The sequence below is a fragment of the Nitratireductor sp. ATLC21 genome, from assembly GCF_057196525.1.
The window spans coordinates 1,203,409-1,217,240 of the sequence record NZ_JBXUOU010000002.1; the positions used below are offsets into that span (position 1 = coordinate 1,203,409).

The 13,832-nt window shown below is 60.9% G+C and carries 20 protein-coding genes; 16 read left to right on the forward strand and 4 right to left on the reverse strand.

The genetic code is table 11. The features are described 5' to 3' along the window. The first annotated feature begins 25 nt into the window (after positions 1–25). Positions 26–373 (forward strand): DUF1491 family protein, encoded by a 348-nt coding sequence (locus AC2CHD_RS13260; protein ID WP_229447483.1) that lies wholly within the window; start codon positions 26–28, stop codon positions 371–373. Here AC2CHD_RS13260 and AC2CHD_RS13265 read toward each other — a convergent pair. After that, positions 349–987 carry a hypothetical protein gene (locus AC2CHD_RS13265; protein ID WP_484554054.1) on the reverse strand — a complete coding sequence of 213 codons (639 nt, stop codon included), beginning with the start codon at positions 985–987 and terminating at the stop codon, positions 349–351. The two genes, AC2CHD_RS13260 and AC2CHD_RS13265, sit on opposite strands and share 25 nt — an antisense overlap. Before the next feature lie 551 nt (positions 988–1,538). Here AC2CHD_RS13265 and AC2CHD_RS13270 point away from each other — a divergent pair. Then, entirely contained in the window at positions 1,539–1,727 is a 189-nt protein-coding gene (locus AC2CHD_RS13270) for a hypothetical protein (RefSeq protein WP_484554055.1), read from the forward strand. A gap of 44 nt (positions 1,728–1,771) precedes the next feature. Here the strand turns inward: AC2CHD_RS13270 and AC2CHD_RS13275 are convergent, their stop codons facing one another. The 3 genes from AC2CHD_RS13275 to AC2CHD_RS13285 form a co-directional block, all read right to left on the reverse strand. Beyond that, a complete protein-coding gene (locus AC2CHD_RS13275; RefSeq protein ID WP_484554056.1) occupies positions 1,772–2,314 on the reverse strand; it encodes a DUF1254 domain-containing protein in 543 nt (180 codons plus the stop codon). Then, entirely contained in the window at positions 2,307–2,891 is a 585-nt protein-coding gene (locus AC2CHD_RS13280) for a DUF1214 domain-containing protein (RefSeq protein ID WP_484554057.1), read from the reverse strand. Before AC2CHD_RS13280 ends, AC2CHD_RS13275 begins: the two co-directional genes overlap by 8 nt. A gap of 85 nt (positions 2,892–2,976) precedes the next feature. After that, on the reverse strand, positions 2,977–5,118 hold the full coding sequence (locus AC2CHD_RS13285) for a transglycosylase domain-containing protein (protein WP_484554058.1): 2,142 nt from the start codon (positions 5,116–5,118) through the stop codon (positions 2,977–2,979). Positions 5,119–5,453: 335 nt separating this feature from the next. On the opposite strand from AC2CHD_RS13285, the gene AC2CHD_RS13290 reads away from it, so the two are divergent. From AC2CHD_RS13290 to AC2CHD_RS13355, 14 genes are all read left to right on the forward strand, one after another. Continuing rightward, positions 5,454–5,933 (forward strand): hypothetical protein, encoded by a 480-nt coding sequence (locus AC2CHD_RS13290; protein ID WP_484554059.1) that lies wholly within the window; start codon positions 5,454–5,456, stop codon positions 5,931–5,933. After that, complete coding sequence (locus tag AC2CHD_RS13295; protein WP_484554247.1) at positions 5,899–7,164, forward strand: DNA-packaging protein; 1,266 nt, start codon at positions 5,899–5,901, stop codon at positions 7,162–7,164. Before AC2CHD_RS13290 ends, AC2CHD_RS13295 begins: the two co-directional genes overlap by 35 nt. 32 nt (positions 7,165–7,196) lie before the next feature. After that, positions 7,197–8,366, forward strand: coding sequence for a phage portal protein (locus tag AC2CHD_RS13300; RefSeq protein WP_484554060.1), 1,170 nt, complete (start codon positions 7,197–7,199; stop codon positions 8,364–8,366). 53 nt (positions 8,367–8,419) lie between these two features. Then, a complete protein-coding gene (locus AC2CHD_RS13305) occupies positions 8,420–8,779 on the forward strand; it encodes a DUF6107 family protein (protein ID WP_484554061.1) in 360 nt (119 codons plus the stop codon). A gap of 3 nt (positions 8,780–8,782) precedes the next feature. Further along, positions 8,783–9,466 (forward strand): HK97 family phage prohead protease, encoded by a 684-nt coding sequence (locus AC2CHD_RS13310; RefSeq protein WP_484554062.1) that lies wholly within the window; start codon positions 8,783–8,785, stop codon positions 9,464–9,466. A gap of 10 nt (positions 9,467–9,476) precedes the next feature. Beyond that, positions 9,477–10,733 carry a phage major capsid protein gene (locus AC2CHD_RS13315; RefSeq protein WP_484554063.1) on the forward strand — a complete coding sequence of 419 codons (1,257 nt, stop codon included), beginning with the start codon at positions 9,477–9,479 and terminating at the stop codon, positions 10,731–10,733. 74 nt (positions 10,734–10,807) lie between these two features. Continuing rightward, entirely contained in the window at positions 10,808–11,377 is a 570-nt protein-coding gene (locus tag AC2CHD_RS13320) for a head-tail connector protein (protein ID WP_484554064.1), read from the forward strand. Further along, a complete protein-coding gene (locus tag AC2CHD_RS13325; protein WP_229447472.1) occupies positions 11,377–11,712 on the forward strand; it encodes a phage head closure protein in 336 nt (111 codons plus the stop codon). The genes AC2CHD_RS13320 and AC2CHD_RS13325 overlap by 1 nt, the downstream gene beginning before the upstream one ends. After that, complete coding sequence (locus tag AC2CHD_RS13330; protein ID WP_484554065.1) at positions 11,709–11,873, forward strand: hypothetical protein; 165 nt, start codon at positions 11,709–11,711, stop codon at positions 11,871–11,873. Before AC2CHD_RS13325 ends, AC2CHD_RS13330 begins: the two co-directional genes overlap by 4 nt. Then, entirely contained in the window at positions 11,854–12,261 is a 408-nt protein-coding gene (locus tag AC2CHD_RS13335) for a DUF3168 domain-containing protein (RefSeq protein ID WP_484554066.1), read from the forward strand. Before AC2CHD_RS13330 ends, AC2CHD_RS13335 begins: the two co-directional genes overlap by 20 nt. Before the next feature lie 28 nt (positions 12,262–12,289). Beyond that, positions 12,290–12,706, forward strand: a complete 417-nt coding sequence (locus tag AC2CHD_RS13340) for a phage major tail protein, TP901-1 family (RefSeq protein WP_484554067.1) — start codon at positions 12,290–12,292, stop codon at positions 12,704–12,706. Beyond that, positions 12,703–13,041, forward strand: coding sequence for a gene transfer agent family protein (locus AC2CHD_RS13345; RefSeq protein ID WP_484554068.1), 339 nt, complete (start codon positions 12,703–12,705; stop codon positions 13,039–13,041). Before AC2CHD_RS13340 ends, AC2CHD_RS13345 begins: the two co-directional genes overlap by 4 nt. A 17-nt stretch (positions 13,042–13,058) precedes the next feature. Beyond that, on the forward strand, positions 13,059–13,259 hold the full coding sequence (locus AC2CHD_RS13350; RefSeq protein WP_484554248.1) for a rcc01693 family protein: 201 nt from the start codon (positions 13,059–13,061) through the stop codon (positions 13,257–13,259). After that, the gene (locus AC2CHD_RS13355; RefSeq protein ID WP_484554069.1) at positions 13,256–13,825 is read left to right on the forward strand and encodes a phage tail tape measure protein; all 570 of its coding nucleotides are present in this window, start codon (positions 13,256–13,258) and stop codon (positions 13,823–13,825) included. Before AC2CHD_RS13350 ends, AC2CHD_RS13355 begins: the two co-directional genes overlap by 4 nt. Positions 13,826–13,832: the final 7 nt, after the last annotated feature.

Sequence of the window (13,832 nt, forward strand, 5' to 3'; positions counted from 1 at the left end):
CGCCGGCACCAAGGAGACGCTGTCCATGCGTCTGACCAGTGATTTCTGGGTTTCAGCTTTGACCAAGCGTCTCTTTGCAGAGGGTGGGTTTGCCACGGTCCTGCAGAAAGGCGCGCGCGAAGCCGGAACCATTTTTATTCTGTTGCGCAATCGTCTTGGCCAGCAAGCTCTTTATGGCCCTGCTGCACAGGCCGTTTACGACGAGGCGCGGCCCAATGAACGACGCTTCACGCTGATTGCGAAAGATGACGATCAGGCAATCGAGAAGCGGCTTGAGCGGGAGCGTCGCTTCGATCCGGATTTCTGGCTGGTCGAAATCGAGGTAACGGACCTCGATGAGGCAGAGCGCTATTTCGAGATTGCTGCTGGCTGAGGTGTTTGGCCGGGGCAGCTCAGCCCACTTCGCCAATCACTCAACCTTTGTCGCGCGACAACGGGTGACAGAGCATTGTAGCGTTCCAGGAAGAAGGAAATTGCGCTGCGCTGCGTGAAAAGCCCCGGAAACACCGCGGCGGAAAGAAGAAACGCTTCCGCCTCCCCGATGTCCAGCGCTTTCAGCGCCACAATGAGTTCACCATAGGTGGGAAAACCGGTGATTTCGCGGGCGGCGTTGTTTGAGATGCCCAGAACCGTCGAGAGCGCGGTTTCCAGGGCGCCCTGTTCTCCGGAAAAGGCCGCAGCCCGCAACGTCCGGGCCGCTTCATTCGCTGCGGGAAGAGCAGGGTGGCTGTCCTGTTGCGCGGGCGCGTGCTGCGAATTGGCTGCGCGCATGATGAGACGGAGACGGTGACGGACTTCCGCTTCCACGGCGCTGCCACTTGTTTGCGTATCGCTGCAGGGTTCGGCCTCCTGGGCCGAGAGCGCCCGCGTGAGGGCGGCAATTGCCGGATTTAGGCCAACTCGCCGTCCGATAACCCGCGCATGAGCCCTGCCGTGACGGGCAAGAAGGCCGATCAAGTCCACATCCGACAGTGCCGGAGAGCGCATCAAAAGGGGAGCGGAGATCTCTGCAGGCTCGTCTGCGAGTTTCTTGAGCAGACCCCTTGGCGGGTTTTGGCATTCGGACAGCACTGCGGCTGCGTAACGGCGTGTTTCCGTGGAGATCAAGGAATAGAGAGGAAGGGCGAGGTCATCCAGTTGTGCGACTTCGCGTCGAGTAGGACGTGTAAGGGACGCAAATGCGGAGACTGCCGCGCGAAACAGCCGCTCGGGTCTTTGCGCTTCCCCGCCTGAAGCCAGTTGCCTGAATACAGCGGACGACACGCAGACCAATACCTCCGAAACGCGACTGAGAACAATATACGCTGCCGGCGACAGTAGCGAGAAAGCCAGCGATTGATGAGATTTACACCAATTCCCTTAGCAAGCTGTTAACCGGTTTCTTTAGACTTGCGTTCAGACTTTCCAGGTTCCGGCCCTTCAGGACGGGTTGAAGGTAGCGCCCGTTCTTTACCGGTAACGGAACGTTAACCATGTGCTGCCTTACTGGAAGAAGGAGGCGTTGCGTACCACTCCGTCACAGAAAGGGACGCGATGTCATGGCGACGATACTGAGCTTTGCAGCAGCTGCGAAACGCACGACAGGAGCTGTGTCCAAACAACGGTCTTCCAGCGCGTCGATCATCATTTTTCCTGGTGTGCGCTATGAGAGACGACCGGAAAGCGACCCCGATAATGGCGGGGACGATCGCCCGCAGGACGTCCGCCGCCGCTCGACCAAAGGGTGAGGGCCGGGCTTCTGGAACCCTCTCAAGTCGCCTGATCGAGGCTCTTACAGAGCTTCGCAGCGCAGGCCCTCAAAGAAGCGCTCGACGATGATCCGCCAGCTCTCATCGGGAACGAAGACGCGGATCACGATCATACCTTCTTCTATATCCGTCTGAGCAATCAGAGAAGACGCGAGCGTTTCCGGCACGCCCTTGCGCAGATCCAGCAACTGGGCTGCGTTTACAACGAGTGCATCCAACGCATGATTGGTCGCGCTTCGGTCATTGGTGTTGAACACGTTGAAGCCGTCGCGGTCATAAACGGAGAATGACCAGAACGGCACGCGTTCTGCAGAGGTCAACCGCACCATGCCACGTTCAAGATCGAATCGGCACGCTGCTGTTTCGAAGAATGGATTTTGTTCTTCGGCAAGCAGGGGATTGGTATTGCCTTCACCCAGCCTGACAAATGCATAAGGGGCCGCTTCCTCTGCCATTGCAGCCCACACATCGCGTTCGGAATAAGTGGGGAGCAGAAACAGAATGGCGATGTGAATCACCGCTGCTCCGAAGAGTCCCAGCAGGATGGCGTGAAGGAGCTTAAGCATCACAATCCACCCTGGAGATACCTGGCAAACCGGTTTCTCCAACACGCGCACCTGTTGAAATGGGAGTGTCCACCAGGGTCAGCACCAATTGCATTGATCCGTTCCCAGCGATTGCCATCCAGTTGTCGGCCTGAGGGTGTGGCGAAACGATCACGTCCAGTGTCTGGCCATCGCGCCAAAGGAGGTCCTGCGAGTGCAGGGCGGAAGGAAAACGAGCCGGCGCAGACAGGATCTGCCGGTTCTCACCGGTGGCATGAAGGGTGAAGAAGCGGGTGGGAGGGAGCCCTCCTTTTAGGCGATAGGTGCATTGGCGCAGAAGAGGGCGTCCATCACCGTCTGTCACTGCGACAAAAACCACGCCTTCCGCCTGTCCGAGACTGAGTTGACCGAGCCTCGCGCTTCTTGCCCGGGAATAAGGGTCGGCTTCGCGTGTTCCCTGATTGGGAAAGGTGACCCAAGGCCCGATTTCCACGGAACCTATGGAGCGTGTCGATTCCAACGCCAGCCATGCGCTGCCTGCACCGCCGCCGAGAGCGATGATCAGAACGATGACAACGAAGAGTACGGTTTTCAGCATGCGCGATCCGGCAAGCTATGGACGCATCCGGATACTTCAACTTGAACGGAGGGTTCAAGCGTTTTGAGGTGTGCTTTACGCTGCATTACAAGGCGGACAGCGTTTCGTGAACGGCGGGCTTGTGCAGGCGCGGCGCCGCCTCGAAATTCTTTGCCAGCCCCTTGAGGAAGAGAGATGTTCGGGCCGATAGGGCGAGAGGAAGGTTGTCAGTCTGCGGAAGCTCTCCCGCGCCGTCTTCGCTGGCTGTTTCCACGGCATCCGTCTCGATGCGCATCGGTCCTTCGATACCGGGCAAGGGTTTGATTTCAACATTCTGATGTGCGTAGGACATCAGGCGCTGCCACACCATGGCGGGCAGGGAGCCGCCGGTCATGCGCCTTGTGGGATGAAAATCGTCATTGCCCAACCAGACGGATGCCACGTAATTGCCGGTGTAACCGACATACCATCCGTCTCTATAAGACTGAGTGGTGCCGGTTTTGCCTGCAGAACGCGTCATCGGCAAAGCCGCACGGCGCCCCGTACCTTGCTCAGGAACAAGGATGAGCATCTGGTTCATGGACGCAGCAGCCTTTTCCGAAAGCACACGGCGCGGCGGCGGGGCATCGCGACCGTGATCGTAGATGAGATTTCCCGAATGGGTCATCAACTGCACGATGGCGAAACGCGTATCGGCATAGCCGCCATTGGCAAAGACGGAATATCCGGTCGCCTGATCGAGTGCGGTCATGCCGGACGTGCCCAGAACCATCGTCTTGTGGCCGTTGATCGGGGATTCGATGCCGAAGGATTTGATGAGATCGATGATGGGATCGATGCCCAGATGATCGCGCGCAAGGCGAACAGGAACCGTGTTGTAGGATTTTATCAACGCGTGAGTGAGCGTCACCCGGCCGGCATAGCTGCGACCGTAATTGCGCGGCGACCAGCTACCCCATGAAATCGGTCCATCGGAAATGACGGAGCCGGGTTCGAACCCGTTCTCCATCGCCACTGCATAGACATAGGGCTTGAAGGAAGAGCCGGTCTGGCGCTCGGCCTTGGTGGCGCGGTTGAACTGGCTCGAGCCGTAATCGCGGCCACCAACAACGGCACGCACGGCCCCTTCGGTGTCCATCAGAACAATGGCACCTTCGGAGACGTCATAGTCTTTTCCATATTGACGCAGGTGGAACTCCAGCGATTCTTCCGCGGCCCTCTGCAGGTTCGGGTCGAGTGTGGTGCGTGCGACGAGTGAATGGGTGGCGCTGCGCGGGACGACACGCTTGACCTCTTCAAATGCCCAGTCGAGGAAATAGTCAGGAGTGTCGGCGCCCTCGCGGTCAACGGCAGTCGCCGGATGCAGGCGGGCGGAGAGTATCTGTCCTTCGCTCATGAAGCCGGCCTGCACCATGTTGGTGAGAACCTCGTTGGCACGGGCACGCGCGGCGGGAAGATTCACATGCGGGGCGTAGCGCGCGGGAGCCTTGAAGAGGCCGGCGATCATCGCAGCTTCGGCCAGATTCAAGTCCTTGACCGGCTTGTCGAAATAGAAGTCCGCAGCGGCCGAGATGCCAAATGTTCCGCCGCCCAGATAGGAACGGTCGAGGTAATATTGGAGGATTTCGGTCTTCGAGAGATTCATTTCGAGCCAGATCGACAGGAAGGCTTCCTTGATCTTGCGCTCGAGGGTGCGCTCATTGGACAGAAACAGGTTCTTGGCGAGCTGCTGGGTGAGTGTGGAGCCCCCCTGGACGACGGAATTGGCACGCACATTTTCGGTCAGCGCGCGTGCGAGACCGAGAAAGTCGATGCCGAAATGATCGAAGAAGCGCCGGTCCTCCGTGGCGAGCACAGCCTTGATCACGTGGTCGGGAAGCTCGTCGACGGGCACGGAATCGCGCTGGATGATGCCGCGCTGGCCAATCTCATTGCCATAGCGGTCCAGAAATGTGACGGCGTAATCGTCCTGGGCGCGCCAGTCTCTGGCGGTCTCTTCGAAAGCGGGCATGGCCAGCGCCAGCATAACGACCGATCCGATGGCGCCCAGTGTGGCGCCCTCACTGAACAATTCGACCACGGCGCGTTTGACGCCGTAGACCCGGAAGCGGCGGAAGAAGATCGTTATGCTTTCCCAGAACTGGGCAAGCTTGAAACCCGCTTCATAAAGCGTGGAATCGATCCAGGCATCAAGCGCCAGCAATCTGGTCGCCCGCGGCGCCTTGCTCTGCCGTTTTTCGCGCGGCATTTTCACCCAAACTCCCGTCCGGCCTTTTAGGGCCAACCCGAACAAATCCACTCTGCGAAATCGCCAGGCGAACACGACCCCACATCGATGTTCATCATATAACGGCTATTCTAGCGGATTGTTCTGTGAGTTTCTTCGCATTTCCGTCTCTTCCGCAAGGGAAAAACACCGAAATGGCTAACGCCGGACCCGTCAACATGCATTAATAGGAAAAAATTCTTGACAGCGTGACGGTCGTTTGATAGGGTTCAGGCATGGTCGCACAGTTGCGGCGTTTCGAGGCGGGTCCTTTGACGGGACGCGCCTTTTTTGTTTCCGGACATGGGTGAGACGTTATGGGCAAGATGGGTACGGCCGATCTGATGGCCGTGCGTGCGCTGCGAGAAGGCGCGCCGCCTTCTTTTGAACTGCTGGCGCTGGCAAGCGGCCGCTCGGAGCGGCTTTTGCGCAAGCGGGCACAGGAGGAAAGCTGGGGGTCGCCAGACGATCCGGCGCTGCCGCCATCGATCGAACGGACGCGAAGCATGACCGCGATGCTCTTCAATCAACTCCAGCGGTTGATCGAGGATGCGGTTCATCGCGATCTTTTCGACAAGGGGCAGATCGAAGGCCTCAGTACGCTGCTCAAGGTGCTTGAAAGAATGAACGAGATCGCGCTCGAGCAGCAGGACATGGATGGAAAGCACGCCCCCAGCGATGAAGAAATGGCCGCCGCACTCGAACGCATTGACGATCGGATCCGCTGCCTTGCTGCAGAGCTTGCAGAACGGATGGGCAAGGCTGAACCTGGCACGGGAACTCGCATACGCCATTGAACGCGAATGGCTGGGCGTTGCGCGACTGGCGCAGTATCCGCTCGGTTCGATTTTCGACAACTGGCTGGTTATGGGCGGTCGTGGCGCCGGCAAGACCAGGCTTGGCTCGGAATGGGTGAACGCGCTGGTTCGGGGATTGCCTCCCTTTGCCGGCGGAAAGCGCTATGGCCGGCTGGCCCTGATCGGCGAAACGCTGTCTGACGCACGAGAAGTGATGGTGGAGGGGCCTTCGGGAATTCTGGCGGTCTCGCGGCGCGCTCGGCCACGCTTCGAGGCGAGCAGGCGGCGCATCGTTTGGGAGAATGGTGCGGTAGCGCAGCTTTTTTCTGCCGAGGACCCTGACAGTCTACGCGGGCCGCAATTCGATGCGGCCTGGTGCGATGAACTGGCCAAATGGAGGCAGGCCGACGCAACCTTCGATATGCTGCAGTTCGGCCTGCGGCTGGGAGAACGACCGAAGCAGCTTTTGACCACGACACCGAGGCCAATCCCTCTGATCCGCAGGCTGATGGACGATCCACATGTGACCGTGACCCGTATGCGGACGGACGAAAACCGGGACAATCTGGCTCCGGGCTTCATAAGGACCATAAGGCAGCGCTACGCGGGGACGCGGCTTGGGCGGCAGGAACTGGACGGCGAACTGATCGAGGACCGGCCCGATGCGCTGTGGACGCGGGCGATGCTGGAGAAAGCTGGTGCCTTCGGATCGATAAGCGAACTCAAACGCATTGTCGTCGCGGTCGATCCCCCGGCCGCCTCCGGCCACAGGTCGGATGCTTGCGGGCTGGTTGCGGCTGGCATTGATGCGGAGGGCAATGGTGTGGTCCTGAGCGATGACACGGTGAAGGGCGCCAAGCCGCGGGAATGGGCGGCGCGCGCGGTGGGGCTTTATCATCGGCTTGAAGCCGATTGTCTTGTGGCCGAGGTGAACCAGGGTGGTGAAATGGTGGCGACGGTCATTGCCACGGTGGACGCCAGCGTGCCGGTAAAAGCGGCGCGGGCAACGCGCGGCAAGTGGCTGAGGGCGGAACCGGTAGCCGCCCTTTATGAGCAGGGACGTGTGCGGCATGCGCAACGCTTTCCCGAGCTTGAGGATGAAATGTGCGATTTTGGCCTCGACGGTCTCTCGGGCGGGCACTCGCCGGACCGGGTCGATGCGCTGGTCTGGGCCCTGAGCGAACTCATGCTTTCCAACCGGCGGGAGCCGCGCGTGCGCGCACTCGGTTGAGGCGGATCAACAACGCAAATCGGGAAAATCATATGGCTTGGTATTGGCCCTGGGCGAAGCGTCCGGGAGGTGCTCGTGCGCCGGTTGAAACCAAACAGATGCACGCGGGCGGTTTCGTGGCGCTGCACCGGGAGGCTGAGGCGCGGTTTACGCGGCGGGACTATGGCGCGATGTCGCGCGAGGGGTTCATGTCAAACCCGATCGCGTATCGCGCCGTGCGGCTGGTGGCTGAGGCGGCGGCTGCGATCCCGTGGCTGCTTTATGAGGGTGCGCAGGAACACGACACGCACCCGATTCTGGACCTGATGGCACGTCCAAACCAGAGACAAGCTGGTAGCAGTTTCATGGAGGCGCTCTACGGGCATCTGCTTCTGTCAGGCAATGCCTATCTACGCATGCTGGAAACAGGTACGGGGACCCGCGAACTGCATCTCTTGCGGCCGGACCGGGTGTCGGTGATGGCGGATGCGGGCGGCTGGCCGGTGGCGCTGGATTATCGCGAGGGCAAGGCGCGCGAGCACGTGCCGCTGGAAGCGGGGGCGGCTCTGCAGCTCTCACTTTTTCACCCGCTCGACGATCATTACGGCTTTGCGCCGCTGGGCGCAGCGCTGATGGCGCTCGACACGCACAACCAGGCAGCACGTTGGAACAAGGCGCTGCTCGACAATTCGGCGAGGCCCTCGGGAGCTCTGGTCTACGCACCGAAAGAGGGCGGGAACCTTTCCGACGATCAGTTCGACCGATTGAAGGTGGAGCTGGAGCAGGGCTATGGCGGTGCTGCGCGCGCCGGGCGCCCGCTCCTTCTGGAAGGCGGGCTCGACTGGAAGGCGATGAGCCTGTCGCCGCGCGACATGGACTTCATGGCGGCGAAGAATGGCGCTGCCCGAGACATCGCGCTGGCGCTTGGCGTGCCGCCGATGCTGCTCGGCATCCCCGGTGACAACACCTATGCCAATTATCAAGAGGCGAACCGGGCCTTTTACCGTCTGACCGTGCTGCCGCTTGTGGGGCGGGTGGCGAAGGAGTTTTCGGCCTGGCTCCATCCGGTCTTCGGATCTGAGGTAAGACTTTGGTACGACGCTGACGGCATTGAGGGGCTGGCCGCCGAGCGTGAAGCGCTATGGAACCGGGTGGGAGCGGCCGACTTCCTGAGCGATGCGGAGAAACGTCAGGCGGTGGGTTATGGCCCCCGGGTCGAATGAGAATGCCTCGACAGACTGACCATCGTCGCTGGAAACTCCAAGGAAACTGATCAATGACAGACATCACCCATGCGGGCTGGATATGGCTCGCAAAGGGGGCTGGCGCTGTGGCCGGCTCCGCCATCTCGCTCGCCTATATCCTGCCAAAGCATCGGCGCGACGCGGCGGTTCGCTTTGCGGTCGGTGTGGTGTGCGGCATGGTTTTCGGCGGGGCGACGGGGCTGAAACTCGCTGAAATTCTTGAGCTTACCGGGCGGCTTGGGGCTGCGGAGACCATGCTCATGGGGGCGGCTGTAGCAAGCCTATGCGCCTGGAGCGCCATCGGTCTGGCCCTGCGATATTTCCAGACGCGGCCGGTGGGGCCGTTGCCGCAAGGACGGTCCGAAAGGCTGGATAATCAGAAAGGACGCTAGACCATGCAGGCAAAGATCGCGCCGATACCCGATGAGCGCAAATATACCGGTCTCGACATCGAGACCGTGAAGGCAGACGGGACGTTTTCTGGATATGCGAGCCTGTTCGGCAAAGTCGATCTCGGACGCGATGCGGTGGAGCGGGGCGCTTTTGCCCGCTCGCTCGAAAGACGTGGCCCAGGCGGCGTACGCATGCTGTTCCAACACGATCCCAACCAGCCCATAGGAGCCTGGGAGGAGCTGCGCGAGGACGCGCGCGGCCTCCTGGTGCGCGGGCGGCTGGCGCTTGGCGTCGCCAAGGCGCGGGAGGTCTGGGAGCTGATGCGCGACCGGGCGCTCGACGGGCTTTCCATCGGCTTTCGCACTGTTAAGGCGAAGACCGAAGCGAAGACCGGGGTTCGCCGCATCGTGGAGGCGGATCTCTGGGAGATTTCCGTGGTCACGTTTCCCATGCTGCCGGAGGCGCGTGTGGATGAGGTGAAAACGGAGGGAAGGGACGCGCCGCTGCCCACGGCGCGTGAGTTCGAGCGTTGGCTGACGCGGGATGCCGGCCTGACGCGGCGAGAGGCCCGGTTGGTGATCGCCAAGGGGTTTTGCGCCTTGAGACGCGAGCGGGATGCCGTGCGGGGCATTGATGACGGGCTTGCTGCGCTGATCCGCAAGGCGGCCCGCATGTTCAACGATTGAGGATGAAGACATGTCGGCAGGACAGGCAAAACGCGCGCCGGAGGTGAAATCGGCGCTTGATGAGGGTGACGTGACGGGCGCCTTCCATGATTTCATGAATGCGTTCGAGAGTTTTAAGGAAGCCAATGACGAGAAGCTGAAACAGCTTGAGACGCGCAGTGCGGATGTGGTGACGTCGGAGAAGGTGGAGCGAATTTCAAAAGCGCTCGACGAGCAAAAGCAGGCGCTTGATACGCTGGTGTTGAAGAAATCGCGGCCGGTTCTGGGCCGTGGCGGTGCTACAACGCTACAGGATCTTGAGCGAAAACAGGCTTTTGAAGCCTATATGCGGTCCGGAGACGAGCGCGGAATACGCTCTCTGGAAGAAAAGGCAATGTCTTATGGCTCTGCACCGGATGGCGGCTATCTGGTGCCCGACGAGACGGAAGCGGCAATCGGCGCGCGGTTGTCCGAGCTATCACCGATCCGCTCAATTGCTTCGGTGCGGCAGGTCTCCAGTGCGGTTTTGAAGAAGCCGTTTGCCGTGACCGGTCCGGCGGTGGGCTGGGTCGCCGAAACCGCAGCACGTCCGGAGACGGCGGCAGGCACGTTGGAGGAACTGCAATTTCCCACCGCTGAACTCTATGCCATGCCGGCGGCAACCGCGATGCTGCTGGATGATGCCGTGGTCGATCTTGACCAATGGATTGCCAGCGAAGTGGAGAGCGCCTTTGCCGAGCAGGAAGGGGCGGCTTTCGTCAACGGTGACGGCATCAACAAGCCGAAAGGCTTCCTCAGCTACCCGCAGGCGGACGAAACCGGCTGGAGCTGGGGCAATGTGGGGTACAATGTGACAGGCGTCAGCGGCGACCTTCCTGCAAGTGACGCTTCCGACGTTCTTGTCGATCTCGTCTATGCGGTCAAGGCGGGCTACCGCCAGAACGCAAGCTGGGTGATGAACCGCAAGACGCAGGCGACGCTGCGCAAACTGAAGGATGCGGACGGCAACTATATGTGGCAGCCGCCCGCCACCCCCGGAAGCCGTGCCATGCTGATGGGCTTTCCGCTCGTTGAAGTGGAGGATATGCCCGACATTGGCGCCGACGCGACACCAATCGCTTTCGGCGATTTTCGCCGTTTCTACCTGGTGGTGGATCGGGCCGGCGTTCGGGTGCTTCGCGATCCGTACTCTGCCAAGCCCTACGTGCTCTTCTACACAACGAAGCGCGTGGGTGGCGGGATCCAGGATTTCGATGCGGTGAAGCTGCTGAAATTCGGCACGGTGTAATCCTCCCTGTACGTCCATGCCGATACGGCCCCGGAAGCATTTCCGGGGCCGTTTTCTTTGAACGGAGTTTCCGCATGACGCTATTTCGAACGGTCGGCCCATTGATCGAGCCGGTGACCCTGGCCGAGGCGAAGGCGCATCTTCGGCTTGAGCAGGCAAGCGAAGATACGCTTATCGAAGGGCTGATCCGCGCCGCGCGCGAGGAGGTGGAGAAGACCACGGGTCAGGCACTGATCGAACAGTCCTGGCGGCTTACGCTGGACGACTGGCCAACAAGCGATGTGCTTTTTCTGAACCGAACCCCGGTGCGCGAAGTGCTATCGGTGACGGTGTTCGACGCTGATGGAGCCGCGTCGGTTGTCGATCCATCAACCTATCGGCTGGATGCGAATTCCGAGCCGGCTCGACTGCTGTTGGAGGTGCGACCGCTTCCGGGCCAAAAGATGAACGGGATCGAAATCGATTTCAGCGCCGGTTACGGAGAAGCGGGGACGGATGTGCCGGACCTTCTGCGGCGCGCCATTCTTGTGCTTGTGGCCCATTGGTTCGAGTTCCGGGCCGCGTTTGAGGCCAGTGACCAGCCGGTTTCGATGCCGGCCGGCTTCCAGCGACTTGTCAGCAGCTATCGGAAGCCGAGGCTGTGATGCGTGTTCAGTTCATCGACCCTGGCGCATTCCGCGCCGAGCTCAGCCTGCAGAAAGCAACGCTCGTTTCGGACGACGCAGGCGGGCACACCGAGGCGTGGAGCGAGACCGCGACGATATTCGGTTTCATAGAGCCAGTGAGGGCCGCGGCACCTTTCGGAGCGGGACAACGCCACGAACGGGTGACCCATCGCATCACGCTGCGGTTCCGTACCGGTGTGACGGGCGGAATGCGGATCGTGAGGGGGACGCGGCGATTCTCGATCCTGACGGCCCATGATCCCGATGAGACAGGCCGCTACCTGGTCTGTCTCTGTGAGGAGGAACAGACATGAAGATGAGCCTGCGACTGACTGGCGACGGGCTGGCCCAGGCATTGCGACGGCTATCACACAAGGTGGCCGAGGTGGGAGAGGCCGCAAGGCGTGCAGAACGCAAAGCGCCGAAAGCGGACCCAGAAAAACAGGAGCGTGACAATGCTCGCCGCCGCGTTTGAACTGCAGAAGGCGGTGTTCGGGACGCTGGCAGCAGATACGGGGCTGACTGGCGCTCTGGGCGGTGAAAAATTCTACGATCTGGCACCTGCCCGCACGGCCTACCCCTATGTCACGTTTGGACCGACCAGCACGCATGACTGGAGCACGGACACCGAGCAAGGCAGCGAGCACTTCTTCACGATCAATGTCTGGGCCAACGGCAAGGGGCGACGCGAAGCGCTACAACTGATGGATCGCATCGATCAGGCGCTGATGACCTCCCCGTTTTCAGTCGCCGGACATCACCTGGTCAACCTGCGTCGTGAGGGCAGCGAAATCCACTTCGACGAAGACCTCATCGCCTATCACGGCCTGATGCGCTTTCGCGCAGTGATCGAGCCCGTTTGAGACATCAATATTTCCCTGGAGGACAAGCATGGTTGCCAAGAAAGGCAAGGACCTGCTCCTGAAGCTCGACACGAGCGGGGCGGGAACATTCACCACCGTTGCAGGGCTGCGTGCCAAGCGTCTCGCTTTCAACAGTGAGACGGTGGACGTGACGAATGCGGATTCGGTAGGCCGGTGGCGGGAACTGCTTGCCGGCAGCGGCGTGCAGCGGGCCGCGATCAGCGGCTCCGGAATTTTCAAGGACAGCGCATCAGATGCCGCAATTCGCAGCCGGTTCTTTGCCAGCGAGATAGCCGACTGGCAATTGACGATACCGGATTTCGGCATCGTGTCAGGCCCGTTTCAGATCACCGCGCTGGAGTATGGCGGCAATCACGATGGTGAGGTGACCTTTGAGATCGCGCTGGAATCTGCCGGGGCCGTGAACTTTGCGGAGGTCCCATGATCAGTGTCAACCGCAGGCGCGGCGAGGTGGCTGCGCGGATCGACGGCAAAGACTACACGCTTTGCCTGACACTGGGTGCCTTGGCCGAACTCGAAGACGCATTCGCTGCGGAGGATCTGGGCGAACTTGCAAAACGGTTTTCGAGCGGACGCCTTTCGGCGCGCGACATGCAACGCGTGATCGGGGCCGGTCTTCGTGGCGGCGGTCATGCCGTCAGCCAGGACGATGTGCAGGCCATGCGCTGCGAAGAGGGCTTGGCCGGGCTTGCGCGGGTTGTGAGTGCACTTCTGGTGGCGACGTTCGGCGGCGCGGAGGAACCGACCCCAAACCCTTGAATGCCGCAGCAACCCAAGTGCGGCCTTTCCCCTGGAATGAGGTGATGGGCGTTGCGTTTGGGGTGCTGCGGCTTCCACCGGGCGCATTCTGGAGCATGACACCGCGCGAGCTGAATTGTGCGCTGGAAGCGTTGTGTGGCAGCGCTCCAGGTGTCCCGGCACGCAGCGAACTCGATCAGCTCATGCAACGGTTTCCAGACTTTGACGTCGGACAATGAGCGGAGGCTATTCCTTGGAAGACATGACCTTTGAAATCCGCGCGGACACCAAGCCGTTTGCCGAAGCCCTGAGCGAACTGGAGACACTGGCGGACGGCTTTGGCCGACACATGACCGGGGCGCTGAAAAGTGCGGTGGTGAGTGGCAAATCGTTCGAGGATGTGCTGCGCAATATCGGTATGAACCTGGCGAGTATGGCGCTTTCGCAGGCGTTGCAGCCTTTGGCGGCGCTGGGATCGTCGCTGTTTTCGAGTGTGGTCGGGGGTATCCTGCCCTTCGCCAAAGGGGGCGTGGTGCCGTTTGCCGATGGTGGCGTCGTTTCCTCGCCCACCTTTTTTCCGATGGGGGGCAGGGTCGGATTGATGGGCGAGGCAGGCGCAGAAGCGATCCTGCCTCTGCAGCGTGGTTCCGACGGGCGACTGGGTGTTGCTGCAGGAAGCGGGTCGACCGCCCCAAACATCGTTTTCAACGTTTCGACACCGGACGCGGCATCGTTCCGCAAGTCGCAGGCCCAAATCACCGGCATGCTGGCACGCGCTGTATCGCGTGGCGCGAAGACCTTTTGAGGAAGGA

What these genes read in the sequence shown, in the direction of transcription:
- AC2CHD_RS13325 (WP_229447472.1), top strand. Translation starts at nt 11,377, where the DNA reads ATGCGTGTTCAGTTCATCGACCCTGGCGCATTCCGCGCCGAGCTCAGC.
- AC2CHD_RS13280 (WP_484554057.1), bottom strand. Translation starts at nt 2,891, where the DNA reads ATGCTGAAAACCGTACTCTTCGTTGTCATCGTTCTGATCATCGCTCTC.
- AC2CHD_RS13310 (WP_484554062.1), top strand. Translation starts at nt 8,783, where the DNA reads ATGCAGGCAAAGATCGCGCCGATACCCGATGAGCGCAAATATACCGGT.
- AC2CHD_RS13355 (WP_484554069.1), top strand. Translation starts at nt 13,256, where the DNA reads ATGAGCGGAGGCTATTCCTTGGAAGACATGACCTTTGAAATCCGCGCG.
- AC2CHD_RS13270 (WP_484554055.1), top strand. Translation starts at nt 1,539, where the DNA reads ATGGCGACGATACTGAGCTTTGCAGCAGCTGCGAAACGCACGACAGGA.
- AC2CHD_RS13275 (WP_484554056.1), bottom strand. Translation starts at nt 2,314, where the DNA reads ATGCTTAAGCTCCTTCACGCCATCCTGCTGGGACTCTTCGGAGCAGCG.
- AC2CHD_RS13290 (WP_484554059.1), top strand. Translation starts at nt 5,454, where the DNA reads ATGGGCAAGATGGGTACGGCCGATCTGATGGCCGTGCGTGCGCTGCGA.
- AC2CHD_RS13265 (WP_484554054.1), bottom strand. Translation starts at nt 987, where the DNA reads ATGCGCTCTCCGGCACTGTCGGATGTGGACTTGATCGGCCTTCTTGCC.
- AC2CHD_RS13345 (WP_484554068.1), top strand. Translation starts at nt 12,703, where the DNA reads ATGATCAGTGTCAACCGCAGGCGCGGCGAGGTGGCTGCGCGGATCGAC.
- AC2CHD_RS13300 (WP_484554060.1), top strand. Translation starts at nt 7,197, where the DNA reads ATGGCTTGGTATTGGCCCTGGGCGAAGCGTCCGGGAGGTGCTCGTGCG.
- AC2CHD_RS13260 (WP_229447483.1), top strand. Translation starts at nt 26, where the DNA reads ATGCGTCTGACCAGTGATTTCTGGGTTTCAGCTTTGACCAAGCGTCTC.
- AC2CHD_RS13285 (WP_484554058.1), bottom strand. Translation starts at nt 5,118, where the DNA reads ATGCCGCGCGAAAAACGGCAGAGCAAGGCGCCGCGGGCGACCAGATTG.
- AC2CHD_RS13335 (WP_484554066.1), top strand. Translation starts at nt 11,854, where the DNA reads ATGCTCGCCGCCGCGTTTGAACTGCAGAAGGCGGTGTTCGGGACGCTG.
- AC2CHD_RS13320 (WP_484554064.1), top strand. Translation starts at nt 10,808, where the DNA reads ATGACGCTATTTCGAACGGTCGGCCCATTGATCGAGCCGGTGACCCTG.
- AC2CHD_RS13315 (WP_484554063.1), top strand. Translation starts at nt 9,477, where the DNA reads ATGTCGGCAGGACAGGCAAAACGCGCGCCGGAGGTGAAATCGGCGCTT.
- AC2CHD_RS13340 (WP_484554067.1), top strand. Translation starts at nt 12,290, where the DNA reads ATGGTTGCCAAGAAAGGCAAGGACCTGCTCCTGAAGCTCGACACGAGC.
- AC2CHD_RS13305 (WP_484554061.1), top strand. Translation starts at nt 8,420, where the DNA reads ATGACAGACATCACCCATGCGGGCTGGATATGGCTCGCAAAGGGGGCT.
- AC2CHD_RS13330 (WP_484554065.1), top strand. Translation starts at nt 11,709, where the DNA reads ATGAAGATGAGCCTGCGACTGACTGGCGACGGGCTGGCCCAGGCATTG.